Raw genomic sequence first — 12,289 nt, forward strand, 5'->3', positions numbered from 1 at the left:
TTCTGACATGTTTAACACCTCTATTTTCATGTTTCAGACTAGTATTCTTTCGAATGTTTTTCAATTCTTTTTTTAGATATTTTCTCTATTTGACTGGCACTAAATTTATACTAGCCCCACTTTGCCGGAACATCTTTGTGCGGAGCGTTCATCATATATACAAACACTTCTTTCTCCACACCATCCTGATTTTTTACCCGAATCGATTCTTTCCCATAAAAACTTGGGAATCCTTCATAAAAATCCAGACTCTTCTCACACGCTTCTGTGATTTTCCATAAGACTCCTTCGACATAGCTTCCTTTTTCCGGCAGAACCGTTGCTACCCCATTGCCCGGAGCCCTTCCCCGAAATGCCAGCCGATAATTTTCAAGCCGGACGTTTTCCACAACTTCCGCAGCCGGACACCTGTACTTCATCTGCTCCAGATTCATGTTGCTGCCATAAGCGAAGTAATATCTATCTTTCATTTTTTCTCACCTCTATCTGACTCCTTCTGTCCTTTGATTTTTCTTCAGACACTCATACGTGCTTTTATCATATCTCCACGCAAGATCACCATCCAGATTTGCCAGCAGATGTTTTCGAACATTTTTATATTCGTCTCCAATTAACCCAAGTCTCAATAAAAATGTACGAAATGTAAATGCCGGGTTTTCTGATATCAGTGTCTTTTTCATCTGTGTCGATCTCTGATTGATTGCCTGTGCGGAAATGGCTAATGCCAGTGTAATATTTGCTCTCACCTTTCCTGCATGTAGTGTGCTTTCAAAACAACGCCATTCCAAAGTTCCCTTGGAAAACACAGCATGAAGATTCAGAGCATAATAACGGGTATGATCATAATGGGTATGACTTCCATCCCTGCCTCCATACCAGACATTTCTTACTCGGTCCATTGTGATTGATTTATTTGGTATTTTTCGGATTTTCTCCAATACCTCCGGTCGCACCCTCTGACAATAACTATTTGCTCTTCTCTCCTGCACTTTCAGTGCTTTGAACAGGATATCTTCCTTTGCATACATAATTGTCAGTGCATTTTTCAGACTCTGCGGTGTATGATTCGATGCATCTACATGAACATGCTGACCACAGGACTCATTTACAAAACCTCCATGCTGTCGCAGACATCGTACTACTTCCTGTAACTTTCCCATTTCATCATAGGATAATTTCGGTGATACCATTTCTGTTGAATATTCTCCACCTGCGTCTACAATTCGACCGTATACTTTCCGTTGTGTATAAATGCTCCCATCAGACATAAATTTCCACTTTTTTCCTTCCAGATCTATCACTGACCAGACTCCATAAGTAGTGCCGTCATAATATGCTTCTGTTCCAAACATTTCAGCAACAACTTCTGCAGCACGTTGTCTGGTAATCCCTGTCATTTCGATTTCTGTGCCAAAGTATTGGTCTTTTATTCCGATCATGCCTAATGGATTCCTTTCTCAGACACTTTCTGTGTGTTAAGTTCGGAGTCTGCCTTTTGTAACAATCTGCCAATTGCCTCGATAACATTGACAGTTACTCCGTTTCCAGCCTGTTTATAAAGCTGTGCGTCAGAAGTGCTGTCTATGATCTTATCAATCTGCCAGTCGTAATAACCCTGCAGTCGCAGACATTCCCTCGGAACTAACCTTCTTATTCTGCCGTGATACAAGATGCCATGACGATCGGTTGCAGTAATTGTAAACATCGGTTCTTCGGGTTCTTTCATACGTCTGCCGTTCTGACGAACATTCTCTTTTGCTGGTGTTAAGACTGCTCTTGCTCCATCCTCTGCTAATACACCAGAACATTCTCCTTTGTATTTGTGGACACCGCATTGTCTGGTATTCAGGCTTCTGCATTCTTCCGTTACCACCGGCGGAGGTGAAAGATCGACAAAGTGCAGCGTTCCCTGTTGAACACCTGTTGTCAGGGTATGTGCGATCTGGTGTCCGACTCTTCCTCTCCTGCTGTTGAGATTCGCATAACCCAGATCGATGCTGTCCCCTTCTCTTGCAAGTTTGTAGCCGAGCTTTGTATTCTCTTTGATTGGAACACCTACATCATATAATCCTGTCTTGCCGCCCATTCCACCTGCCTGTGATGTCAGGGTACAGCTTAGTCCTTTGGGACTGTAGACTCTTTTCCCCTGACTTCCTGCCCGGACTTGAACAAGAGCTGCTCCATTTGTTTCTGGTTCAGGTAATACTTTTCCGGCACATCGGAAATCAAAATATCCGACAATATACACCCGTTTCCTTGCTTGGGGGACTCCGAAATCCTTGCTGTTAAGCACTTTCCATTCGACATGGTACCCCAGTTGCGAAAGCGTACTGAGGATGGTGCAAAATGTCCGCCCCTTGTCATGCGAAAGCAGACCGGGAACATTTTCAAGGATAAAATACTGGGGTCTTTTAGCTTTAAGAAGCCGGGCAATCTCGAAAAAGAGGGTTCCTCTTGCATCTGCAAATCCTTCTCGCTTTCCGGCGATAGAGAATGCCTGGCAAGGAAATCCTGCACAGAGTAAATCAAAATCTGGCATTCGTTCTGGTTCGATTGTTCTTGCGTCATTACAATACCACTCCCCTTCCGTATCAAACAGCAATTGGTAGTTCTTATCCGCATAAGTATCCACCTCGCAATGTCCGACACAGACAAAGTTTCCTGCCCGTCTTAAGCCTTCACGAAATCCCCCGATTCCGCTAAAGAGATCAAAAAATTGAATGGTTGCGGCTATCAACCTCCTTTTTGCTGATAAAAACAGGCGGCATGATCTCTCATACCGCCCTTCGTTATTCTGTATCAATTGGTTACCATTCTGTTGGTTCTTCTGCTTTAGATTCTTCCGGATCAGTCTCTCCTTCTGGTTCAGTTTCCTCTTCCGGTTCACTTTCCCCTTCTGGTTTGTTTTCCTCTTTCGGTTCACTTTCTCCATCCGGTTCGGCTTCCTCTTCTGGTTCACTTTCCCTTTCCGGCTCAGTTCTTTCTTCCGGTTGAGTTTCTTCTGTTCCCAATTCTCCAGTTGTCTGTTCGGATTCTTCAGGCTGCTCTTTGCTTTGCCATTCGACCTCTACCTTTTCCAGTGCTTCTTCTATAATCTGAATTAAGAAGTCTTTCTGTTTCATGTGTTTCTTTCCGATGACTACTTTTAATCTCTGGAATAATTCCTCTGATACCTGTACTGCTACTGTTCTTACTGCTCCCATGCTTATTTCTCCTTTTCCTTCCACTCTGTTGAAATGTTCTTCAATGACCTGTTGTAAAAATTTTTGTGTGCTGCTTTCTGTGAGTTCAATCTCTTCTCTTACTTTCTCATGTAAGTCCATCGGGATCTTTCCGCAGATATTTTTCATCTCTGCCATAACCTTTCTCCTTTCACTTTTGCTACACACAACATACTCCAAAGCCGCATGGAAAGCTATTCACAATACCCACCAAAGATATCGATGCATTTCTTGCCTTACCCCTAGCAGATCCAACAATGTATGTATCGTGCAATCATAGGCCTCACCCCCTTTACAAATTTTCCATTTGAGATAGAAAATCCATCATCTGATCTGGTATTTCTTCCGATGATAGTTTCGTTGTCGATTGTTCCGTAGTGCCACATATTCCTAATTCCCGAACACTTTCTTTTATCGTCTTTTGAATGACTTCTTCCATCCATTTCCGATCCTCTTTTTCCAGAATTGCCTGAACCAGATACTGGCTTTTCTGCCCTTCTGGAACACTTTGAAATTTCTCCCATGCCCTCTGGTGTTCTGGATTTTTCAGGTTCGGGCGGAACGAATATACCGGGCGTGTCATCTCGTCCACATCTGCTCTACAATCCGTTCATACCCTGTTGCGTTGGCATGGACGTCCTCTATAAAAACGGGGCGGCAAATCGCGTCCTGTGCGGTCACGTGGCGTTTTAAAATTGCGGAGCCTCCCCCCATAAATACGGTGGGTACTGCCCGGAGATCAAACCCGGATTCTGTCACCGCAGACAGTATTCTTTCTATATATTTCCGTCCGTTTTCCTGTATGATCCGTCTGGCCTCCTCTGCCATACTGCAAGATTCCCTCCGAAGCACACGCTCAATTTGAGTTTCTGTCACAGACAGTCCGGTATTTCTACGCACTTGTTCTGCTGTCTCATCAATACATCGGATTACTCCAAGTTCCAGACTTCTGCACGTTGCTGCATTCGGAACAGCATTGTCCAGCCTCATAAGGTCAACGGTCCAGCCACCAATATCAACAAGCAGAACAGACGGTTCATTCTTCAGATACTCTGGATGCAGAGCAAGCGCAGAGTATCCCTGTGGGAACAGTTTCACATCTTTTATTGTTATCTCATATAACTCACTTTCATATAAAAATCGCACTGGCTGCTCTTTCCGCAACAGATACTCCCTGAATCCCTGTTTCTCTCTTCCAAAACTTGAAAGCGGAAGTCCAACAGCCAGAATTACCTCTGTCTTTCGTTCCGCTTTCCGATGCTTGATTTCTTCTGCAATGGCTGCCAACGTCAGCAGATAATAATTATCATTGGACGTTTTATTTTTTACCAGCGTCTGTCTTCCCGTACCGCAGACATAATACTTTCCTTGATATTGCAGAACATTCTGCATGGTATACGGCTCGTAATCATACCCAATAATTCCACTTGGGAAAGACACTTGTCTTGTTTTAATGGCATAATAGCCATGATCAATTCCTATGATTATCGCAATCACATCCTTTCATTTTTTCTGTTTAACGTAAGGTCAAAAATGTTGTCACTGCTGCAACGGATCGTTGCAAAAGTGCCATTCGTGAACACTTTTCTATGTTCCAGCGTCCCAAAACCTGCGGAAAATCTGGTTTTTTTATACCACTATCGCCAGAGGAACACTACTGTTCCTTCCCAGCCGGTTATAAAAGATCCCTCTCCCGGCGGCGGTCCAGCCTGTCCGGGGGAGGGATATATCGCAAGTTTCCTTTTTGAACAATTGCCTGTCTTTTTATTTTTATGAGATGTTTTTCCTGCTTTTGTAAAATGGGAAGATACTCCGGTTCTGTCAAAAACTTCCGTATATAATTGCCCTTTTTTCCCAGCTTGTTATCATTTTTCAGCAGTTCTATTTCTACCATGTAATGGGTATCTGGATGAAATCTCTTCTCACACAAAATGCTGTCCCCTTTTATATAATCAGATTTAGCCGATTCTCTTGCTGCCGCCAAGAGTTCATAAATACTTACTTCCACCTCTTATCACCTCCCAAAAGACCAGAAAAAAGCAGACCTCTTAATCGAAGTCTGCTCCTGTCGGATATGGTAATCCTCTTTCTTCATATTTTTTATCGATATAATTTCGAATCCATTCCCTGTATTCTTCCGTTAATGCCAGTTCCTGAAATTCTAACAACCACTTTTCCCCTTTTGCTTCGTCATCAAGCCATCGATCTTCTATGCACTCCGGCTCATCTAACATTTTCATCATCGCTTCAAATGGCTCTTTTACATCATCACCAAATTCTTTCCATAAGGCGATTCCATAGTTCTCCAGTTCAAAAAATTCTGTCAGATATGTCAATCGTTCCATATCCCCCAATGTCATTCTTTTTTCACCTGACAATAATGCTCGATCTCTTTTGCCACATAGATTTAAAAATTTTCTCTTTTCCATCTCCACATCCATTATACTTTTACCTCTTCCTGTTAAAAATAATTCCTTATTACGAAACATTATAAAATTTAAATTCTTTAGAATCAATATATATATTTCTGTATTACGAATCTTTTTATTTTATAAGGGGAGTTCATCATTATGCAAAAGATTAGACCAGATATGGATATTGGTAAAAATATCCAAGCAATTCGATATAAAAACAATATGACTCAAGACCAAGTAGTTGCAAAATTAAATCTTATGGGTATCTCCATCACCAAAAGTACCTATGCCAAACTGGAAACAAATCGCATGAACATTAAGGCATCTGAATTAGTTGCACTTGCAAAACTCTTTCATACCGATATCAATGCTTTCTTTTCCGGCTTGCTATAGTTCGACATTCCCCGACTCCCTGTGTATATAATAGCATATTAAAAATAAGAACCAGTCTATATTCTTATCGGATATAAACCAGTTCTTTTTTCTTATCAAATAATATAAAAGTGACAGGGAATTCAGATTCTTATCTTCTGTCACTCATGTAATTATTATTCTATTTTAAATTTAATGAATTTACCCATTCTTGAATTTCTTTTTCAATGTTATTTTCTATATAAACGTCATACACATTTTTCCACATTATCTGTGTATACTGTTATTTTCAACCCCATAATTATAACTTGGTACACGCTATACACTACTATAAACTGTACTCCATTTTAGGAAAACCTAGATAGATATGATCATACTTTGAAATATCTAGATTATCTTTAATAATGGCAGGGCGTATTGATTTATCCTCCATTTCAATACTGCTTCTAGACTTCTTATTCATCCAATCAAGATCAGCTTTTGTGTATGGGACTTCTGGTTTAATTTCATATAGATCAGCCCCTGCTATCTTTGCAACTTTTTCAGCTGCATGTTTTGTAACACCACTTGCACTAAAATAAGCAACTAATATTTTACTCATATTATCATCCTCCTTGGCTAAATTATAAAGTGTGAACCTTACTTTATGGCAAGGAGATTTTATTGATATAATTCTTTTCTTCTTAGTTGTGTATAGGGTCTACTTTCTCTTATTTTCTTGGAGTCAGACAAATCAATATCAACATATATGATTTCTTCCTGATCACTTGTTTTTTTAATAACTTTCCCATTTGGATTGACTACAATGGATTCTCCAGAAAAGTTCATTTCAACCTCTTGTCCTACTCTATTGCACATCGCAATACTTACACTATTATGAAAGGACTGGACACGAAGTTCCCATTCAAACATTTCTGAAGGTTCAGTTTTAGTATTCACTGTTGGAATAAGTATTAGATCTGCGCCCATCAGCGCTTCTGTTCTAATACTTTCAGGATAATGTCTATCAAAACATACGACGATGCCTATTTGACCATATTCTGTATCAAATACTTTGAATCCATCATTTGAAGGTGTGTAGTAATCTTGTTCATAGAATTGTTTAGCCTGTGCTATATGGACCATTTTTTGAATGCCTTTGATTTCTCCATCTTTCTCTATTAATAGACTTGCATCATAGGGTTTTCCTTCTTCTTCAAGATAAATGTTTGGAACAGATATAATACTATATCTCTCACTTGCAGATTGAAGCATCTTTACTTCTTTTGAATCAAATTTAAGTCTATATTGTGATACATCCTTTCCCTTATATTGTGGAAAGAATTCTGTAAGCTGAACTTCGGGAAATAAGATGAGGCTTGCATGATTTTCATAAGCTTGTCTAATAAACTCTATACTTTTATCTAAGTTATCTTGGATTGTACCTTCATTTTTCATTTGAGCTAACGCAATACGCATATGTTTTACCTCTTTCTACAATGGAAATATACCATTGATCCATCAACATGTATATCTATGATTTGATAGAATTTCTCTAGAATATCTCTGAGTTCTTCTTCAGTCTGGAATGGAGGAGTAAACCATCCTTTCTTTGAAAGAACATTTTTTACTAGCCAGTCTGTTCTTTTTGATTTTCCTTTAATATAAAAGCAGGCAATAAAATCACCACCAGGTTTTAGTACGCGCCATGTTTCTTGGAAAGCTTTAATCTTATCAGGAAAAGCATGAAATCCATTCATAGATAGTACGATATCAAATGTTTCATCATCCATCTGTAAGTTTCCTACATCTCCCTGAATACATTGAATATGTTTTTGACCATTTAATCTTATCTTAGCCTGTTCAAGCATATCCTGACTATAGTCAAGACATGTAATATGCGCATTATTTAAAGAAATCCATTTATTATTAGTGAATACAGCTGTACCTACTGGAACATCAAGAAGATCACCATTAAAATCATTAGGAATATAAGAGAGTACTTTTTTTGCGATTACATTATCATCAGTACCATTCCAAAATAGTTTTATATAGAGTCGACTAAAAATATTGGATTGAGTGAGAACGTCATCATATATATTCTTAGATGATTCATAAGCATCTTTTACTTTATCTTTCATATTAATTTTCCTTTTCTTTTCTTCCATTCCACAACAACATTTCTTATACGTTAATCTATATCTAAGCGTGTATGTAATTTCATAACTTCTATCATTTCCTTAATACTAGTTATGGTTGTTTAAAACAACTATTTTATTTGAAATATTATAAACAAAAGGAATTTTACCTAATACATGATATATAGGCATTAACTTCTTCATTCCTTCTACAAGACTCACTTCAGTAAGAAAAGAAAATGTAGGAAGAAGTTTTTCTAGTTCTTTCCCGTTTTTAATGCCCCACGTAAACTTTGCATGACTTCCTTCTACTGATTTTTCTTTAGTATGTTTCACTACAAAAGGGAACATGACTTCTACCATTACAGTACTATTTTTAAAAGTAATAATAGAAAATATTTTCTTAATATCATTTTCAGATAAATACATTGTGAGACCTTCAATGATTACAAGAATGTTTTCTCCATGATATTGAATATCATCTCTGTAACTTTCATCCATGGCTGATTTCGCAATCTGATAGATAGGACCTGTTTCTTTAAAAAACTGTTTTCTTATATTGATTGTTTCAGGCAAATCCAGATTGTACCAACGTACATATTTTCCCTTCATACGATAACATCTCGTATCAAGCCCGCATGCAATATTAATAACTATCGTATCTTTATGTGTGTTGAGATATTCCTCTACCATTTTGTCTAATACAATCGTTCTTGCGATTACACCTAAACTCATAGTTCTATCTTGATCAGCATTAGAAAAGTCATAATCTAATTGTTTGACTATTGATACAGCCATTTCATCTTTTATTTTAGGGTTCTCTTTACTTGTTTCTTTTGCACGAGCATAGAGAGTCTGAATCATTGTCTCTGGTACACCTTTTACATTTATTTTCATTTTGAATCGCCTTCTTTTCTTACAACACAATGTAGGCGCATTCCCTTGCGTATTTCAAACTTCTCTACTTTTAATCCTGCTTCTTTACAACATTTGTAAACAAGATCTCTTGTAGGCACCTGAACATCTCCATGACCAAATAGGTTTGCGAGAGGCATTTCAATTTTATTCATCAGCCATACAAGTGGTTTATTATCACTAGTAACATCTCTAAGTATTAATCTACCCTTTGGACGTAAGCATCTTTTTACACTATTAAAAAATGCCTGTGGATTAGGGTAATGATGAAAGCTCATAGAACAGATAATGGCATCAAATGAGTTTTCCTCAAAAGGAAAATTCTCACAATCCCCTACTACAAATACTGCATTTGGAATATTCTTCTTTTTAGCTTCTTCAATCATAGCTGGTGTAAGATCAAGACCTATATAATGTCTATCTGGATATTTTTCTGATAATAAAGAAATCATAGGTGCTGGACCACATCCTGCATCAAGTAAATCTATAAATGGTTCTTTCTCTAATTCTTCTAAGATATCTGGATAATCCTTCTTACACATTTCATAGAGACCTGCATGATCACCTTCATATCTTTTAGCTGCTTCAGTAAATTCTTTGATTGATAATTGTTTGTATTCTTCGTTTGTCATATTCATAATCTCCATTTCTTAATATAAGAATTAAATTGGTTATGTAGTTCTTTCATTTCATCCGGTGCTTTTATTGCATGTTGATACATGAATGTATATCCAAAGTGACTTTTATAAGTCTTCGATAAAATATATGTAAGTATTGGTATTGGTAAAATTCTAAAGATATGCATTTTATAAGGTGATAATGTATGAAGTTTTTCATATAAAATCTTGAAATTATATTTAAGCTCTTTCGCTGTATTTTTCATCACAAGTTTATCTTGACCTACGGATTCAGGATATTCTGTTTGATAATAAGCATCTGCAAGAGGTACAACCATCCCAAGATGACATAACTGCCATATATGCATATCATTGACCTGTTGAAAAGGTATGCGTGCATGTTTAAATATTTGTATGAGCTGCTGTGTCCTATTTGTCTTTTTTCCTGTTATTTCAGAAAAAGTAGTCGGCTGTATAAGTCTTGGAGTAAGTGATGCATCAAGTATATCATTTGTGATACTGCCTCCAGCTCCCGGAAAAGCTGGCAATATTCTTCCTTTTCCTACAATGCTTTCCCATTTTTCATAAGTATCTATTGAGTTAACCATTGTGATAATGTTTTTACTTTTGTTGGATTTCAATTCTTTCAGTGCCTGATATAATTGATTTTCTCTAACAGTTAAAAAAATAAAATCATATATATCATTATCTTGTAAGTAATCAATGACCTTGATATCTACTTTTTTGATTATATTATTTTTCTTATAAAGGAGTCCTTGATTTTGAAGGGCTTCAAGTCTATGTCCTCTTGCATAAATAGTTGTATCATACCCTGCTTCTTTCAACAAAACTGCATATAATGAACCAATAACCCCTGCACCATATATAAGTATTCTCATGATATTACCTCTTTGTTAGTTTGTGCTAACTTATAGATTTAGTATATCACTATGAAATAGATACCACAATTAATATATTAGTTATAACGGCTCTTTAATTTTTGTGGGGGTCAGACCTTCGCTCTAAATATTTGGGGGTCTTGGAAACAGCACCTTTAAATCTGTGGGGGTCACACTGCGGCTCCCACTTTTTTAAGTATTTTTGTGTAATTAAAAACCTTTCGCTGTATCATTAATTTGCTCATATTAAATCAAAGCGAAAGGAGATCACAAATTGAATAATGATCTAAAAATTATTTTAGGGGATTATGAATCCTTTGTACAGTCTCATACGATTGAAATTAATGAAAAAGAAGTGATTTATTGTATCACGCTTAAGAGAACCATTATCTCCTGTCCAGAATGCAGCAGTAGAATAAATATTAAGGACTATAGAAAATGTAAAGTCATACATAACATGATAGGAAGCAAGAACACTTCTCTAATACCAAAAAGAGAGAATCTTATAAGAAAAAGAATAAATAAAACATTTAAATAGGGGTAATATGACTGCCCTTTACAAGTGGAAACCCCCAATAATTTAAAGCAAGTTTTCTATTGACCCCCCTTAAAAATTAAAGGTTCGTTATAACTAACAAAAAAACATGAACATCATGTGTTCATGCTTATGATTCACCATCTAATTGTCTTAATGTCTGTCTTATACATGAGAACCTAGATTGTAGGCTTCTTTAAGTTTAGTATTACTAAATATATCTCCACCACTAGATACACCACCACAAAGTACAGTGCCTTTAATAGATGTCTTTTCAAAACAATCAATCCAGCCACTAAGTCCAGTAATAGCTTTTTCAAAGACTTCATCTCCTTCTTCTGCAGCTGTCGCAAGAAGATATACATCTCTAAACTTATAGTCTTTAGAATACATTGGGTTGAGACGATCAATCAATGTTTTCATTTGTCCACTCATTTCATAATAGTAGATAGGTGTAGCCCATACAACAACATCTGCTTTAAGTACACTATTCATGATATCTGCTACATCATCTTTTATGACACAATGTCCTGTTTTCTGGCATGCGAGACATCCAATACAGAAACGAATATCTTTATTTTTAAGTGATATATACTCTACCTCATTTCCTGTATCTCTTGCCCCTTCTACAAAGCTTTTCGCAAGTAATTCTGAATTACTACTACTTCTTAGACTTGTTGATAATACAACGACTTTTTTACTCATAATATCCTTTCCTTTCCTATAAAGATATTCTAAAGTGTAAAGTTTACTTCATAGCAAGAAAATTATTACTTCTTTTGTAATGTTTTACCTAGTAGTGATCCTATAACTGCAATCATAGAATAGACAATAATATAGCTCCAAGCTGAAATATTATAGTAGACGAATAATGTAGGAATGAACAGAATTGCGACAATAAGAGGATAAATGAAATCAAATGTATTTCTTAATCCATATACAAAAGAAGTGATTAACATAATAAGAGGAATAACAATCAATAGAATAAATATGCCACTTCCTGTATCTTTTATCAGCATTGGAACGATATAAAAAGCAATGAAAATAATGAAATAATAGACCCAGTTCTTTTTGATTTTATCCATGATTTTCTCCATTTCCCCGCGCCTTTGTTGCGCGGACACAAATATATAACCAAACTCAAATCCCCCAAAACTCTAGTGTGCATCTCGATATAATAGTATAATCAAAGAGAGGTG

General features: G+C 36.8%; 18 protein-coding genes. 2 read left to right on the top strand and 16 right to left on the bottom strand.

All coding sequences use genetic code 11. The features are described 5' to 3' along the window. Positions 1-110 precede the first annotated feature (110 nt). The 8 genes from H8909_RS11160 to H8909_RS11195 form a co-directional block, all read right to left on the bottom strand. Positions 111-470: a gamma-glutamylcyclotransferase family protein gene (locus tag H8909_RS11160; RefSeq protein ID WP_238928282.1), complete on the bottom strand. Its 360-nt coding sequence runs from the start codon at positions 468-470 to the stop codon at positions 111-113. Between the two features lie 12 nt (positions 471-482). Next, entirely contained in the window at positions 483-1,439 is a 957-nt protein-coding gene (locus tag H8909_RS11165) for an amidoligase family protein (RefSeq protein ID WP_006426990.1), read from the bottom strand. 2 nt (positions 1,440-1,441) lie between these two features. After that, positions 1,442-2,803 (bottom strand): DNA (cytosine-5-)-methyltransferase, encoded by a 1,362-nt coding sequence (gene dcm / locus H8909_RS11170; protein ID WP_202985964.1) that lies wholly within the window; start codon positions 2,801-2,803, stop codon positions 1,442-1,444. Between the two features lie 4 nt (positions 2,804-2,807). Then, on the bottom strand, positions 2,808-3,359 hold the full coding sequence (locus H8909_RS11175; protein ID WP_007884604.1) for a hypothetical protein: 552 nt from the start codon (positions 3,357-3,359) through the stop codon (positions 2,808-2,810). A gap of 154 nt (positions 3,360-3,513) precedes the next feature. Next, positions 3,514-3,804, bottom strand: coding sequence for a hypothetical protein (locus H8909_RS11180; RefSeq protein WP_007884594.1), 291 nt, complete (start codon positions 3,802-3,804; stop codon positions 3,514-3,516). After that, complete coding sequence (locus tag H8909_RS11185) at positions 3,801-4,718, bottom strand: ParM/StbA family protein (protein WP_005341393.1); 918 nt, start codon at positions 4,716-4,718, stop codon at positions 3,801-3,803. Before H8909_RS11185 ends, H8909_RS11180 begins: the two co-directional genes overlap by 4 nt. Before the next feature lie 178 nt (positions 4,719-4,896). After that, the gene (locus tag H8909_RS11190; protein ID WP_005341391.1) at positions 4,897-5,229 is read right to left on the bottom strand and encodes a DUF5720 family protein; all 333 of its coding nucleotides are present in this window, start codon (positions 5,227-5,229) and stop codon (positions 4,897-4,899) included. Positions 5,230-5,269: 40 nt separating this feature from the next. Further along, positions 5,270-5,650, bottom strand: coding sequence for a hypothetical protein (locus H8909_RS11195; RefSeq protein ID WP_226799356.1), 381 nt, complete (start codon positions 5,648-5,650; stop codon positions 5,270-5,272). Positions 5,651-5,791: 141 nt separating this feature from the next. Here H8909_RS11195 and H8909_RS11200 point away from each other — a divergent pair, with 141 nt between their 5' ends. Continuing rightward, positions 5,792-6,028: a helix-turn-helix domain-containing protein gene (locus H8909_RS11200; protein WP_005341369.1), complete on the top strand. Its 237-nt coding sequence runs from the start codon at positions 5,792-5,794 to the stop codon at positions 6,026-6,028. 307 nt (positions 6,029-6,335) lie between these two features. Here H8909_RS11200 and H8909_RS11205 read toward each other — a convergent pair whose 3' ends face one another. The 6 genes from H8909_RS11205 to H8909_RS11230 form a co-directional block, all read right to left on the bottom strand. After that, complete coding sequence (locus H8909_RS11205; RefSeq protein WP_226793161.1) at positions 6,336-6,608, bottom strand: flavodoxin; 273 nt, start codon at positions 6,606-6,608, stop codon at positions 6,336-6,338. 59 nt (positions 6,609-6,667) lie between these two features. Next, positions 6,668-7,465, bottom strand: a complete 798-nt coding sequence (locus H8909_RS11210) for a carbon-nitrogen hydrolase family protein (protein WP_187012890.1) — start codon at positions 7,463-7,465, stop codon at positions 6,668-6,670. 5 nt (positions 7,466-7,470) lie between these two features. Beyond that, complete coding sequence (locus tag H8909_RS11215; protein ID WP_187012891.1) at positions 7,471-8,127, bottom strand: class I SAM-dependent methyltransferase; 657 nt, start codon at positions 8,125-8,127, stop codon at positions 7,471-7,473. Positions 8,128-8,232: 105 nt separating this feature from the next. Continuing rightward, positions 8,233-9,021 (bottom strand): class I SAM-dependent methyltransferase, encoded by a 789-nt coding sequence (locus H8909_RS11220; protein WP_187012892.1) that lies wholly within the window; start codon positions 9,019-9,021, stop codon positions 8,233-8,235. Further along, the gene (locus H8909_RS11225) at positions 9,018-9,671 is read right to left on the bottom strand and encodes a class I SAM-dependent methyltransferase (protein WP_187012893.1); all 654 of its coding nucleotides are present in this window, start codon (positions 9,669-9,671) and stop codon (positions 9,018-9,020) included. Before H8909_RS11225 ends, H8909_RS11220 begins: the two co-directional genes overlap by 4 nt. Positions 9,672-9,673: 2 nt before the next feature. After that, a complete protein-coding gene (locus H8909_RS11230; protein WP_187012894.1) occupies positions 9,674-10,555 on the bottom strand; it encodes a ketopantoate reductase family protein in 882 nt (293 codons plus the stop codon). 274 nt (positions 10,556-10,829) lie between these two features. Here H8909_RS11230 and H8909_RS11235 point away from each other — a divergent pair, with 274 nt between their 5' ends. Next, positions 10,830-11,093: a hypothetical protein gene (locus H8909_RS11235; protein WP_187012750.1), complete on the top strand. Its 264-nt coding sequence runs from the start codon at positions 10,830-10,832 to the stop codon at positions 11,091-11,093. Between the two features lie 162 nt (positions 11,094-11,255). Here H8909_RS11235 and H8909_RS11240 read toward each other — a convergent pair whose 3' ends face one another. Further along, the gene (locus H8909_RS11240) at positions 11,256-11,795 is read right to left on the bottom strand and encodes a flavodoxin family protein (protein WP_187012895.1); all 540 of its coding nucleotides are present in this window, start codon (positions 11,793-11,795) and stop codon (positions 11,256-11,258) included. A 65-nt stretch (positions 11,796-11,860) separates the two neighbouring features. Beyond that, complete coding sequence (locus H8909_RS11245) at positions 11,861-12,175, bottom strand: DUF2651 family protein (protein WP_117458875.1); 315 nt, start codon at positions 12,173-12,175, stop codon at positions 11,861-11,863. Between the last annotated feature and the right edge of the window lie 114 nt (positions 12,176-12,289).

Source organism: Catenibacterium faecis (assembly GCF_014306455.1).
GTDB lineage: Bacteria > Bacillota_I > Bacilli_A > Erysipelotrichales > Coprobacillaceae > Catenibacterium > Catenibacterium mitsuoka_A.

Coding starts and splice junctions, on each gene's coding strand:
- H8909_RS11160 (WP_238928282.1), bottom strand. CDS start 470: ATGAAAGATAGATATTACTTCGCTTATGGCAGCAACATGAATCTGGAG.
- H8909_RS11165 (WP_006426990.1), bottom strand. CDS start 1,439: ATGATCGGAATAAAAGACCAATACTTTGGCACAGAAATCGAAATGACA.
- H8909_RS11175 (WP_007884604.1), bottom strand. CDS start 3,359: ATGGCAGAGATGAAAAATATCTGCGGAAAGATCCCGATGGACTTACAT.
- H8909_RS11180 (WP_007884594.1), bottom strand. CDS start 3,804: ATGACACGCCCGGTATATTCGTTCCGCCCGAACCTGAAAAATCCAGAA.
- H8909_RS11195 (WP_226799356.1), bottom strand. CDS start 5,650: ATGGAAAAGAGAAAATTTTTAAATCTATGTGGCAAAAGAGATCGAGCA.
- H8909_RS11200 (WP_005341369.1), top strand. CDS start 5,792: ATGCAAAAGATTAGACCAGATATGGATATTGGTAAAAATATCCAAGCA.
- H8909_RS11205 (WP_226793161.1), bottom strand. CDS start 6,608: ATGAGTAAAATATTAGTTGCTTATTTTAGTGCAAGTGGTGTTACAAAA.
- H8909_RS11210 (WP_187012890.1), bottom strand. CDS start 7,465: ATGCGTATTGCGTTAGCTCAAATGAAAAATGAAGGTACAATCCAAGAT.
- H8909_RS11215 (WP_187012891.1), bottom strand. CDS start 8,127: ATGAAAGATAAAGTAAAAGATGCTTATGAATCATCTAAGAATATATAT.
- H8909_RS11220 (WP_187012892.1), bottom strand. CDS start 9,021: ATGAAAATAAATGTAAAAGGTGTACCAGAGACAATGATTCAGACTCTC.
- H8909_RS11225 (WP_187012893.1), bottom strand. CDS start 9,671: ATGACAAACGAAGAATACAAACAATTATCAATCAAAGAATTTACTGAA.
- H8909_RS11230 (WP_187012894.1), bottom strand. CDS start 10,555: ATGAGAATACTTATATATGGTGCAGGGGTTATTGGTTCATTATATGCA.
- H8909_RS11240 (WP_187012895.1), bottom strand. CDS start 11,795: ATGAGTAAAAAAGTCGTTGTATTATCAACAAGTCTAAGAAGTAGTAGT.
- H8909_RS11245 (WP_117458875.1), bottom strand. CDS start 12,175: ATGGATAAAATCAAAAAGAACTGGGTCTATTATTTCATTATTTTCATT.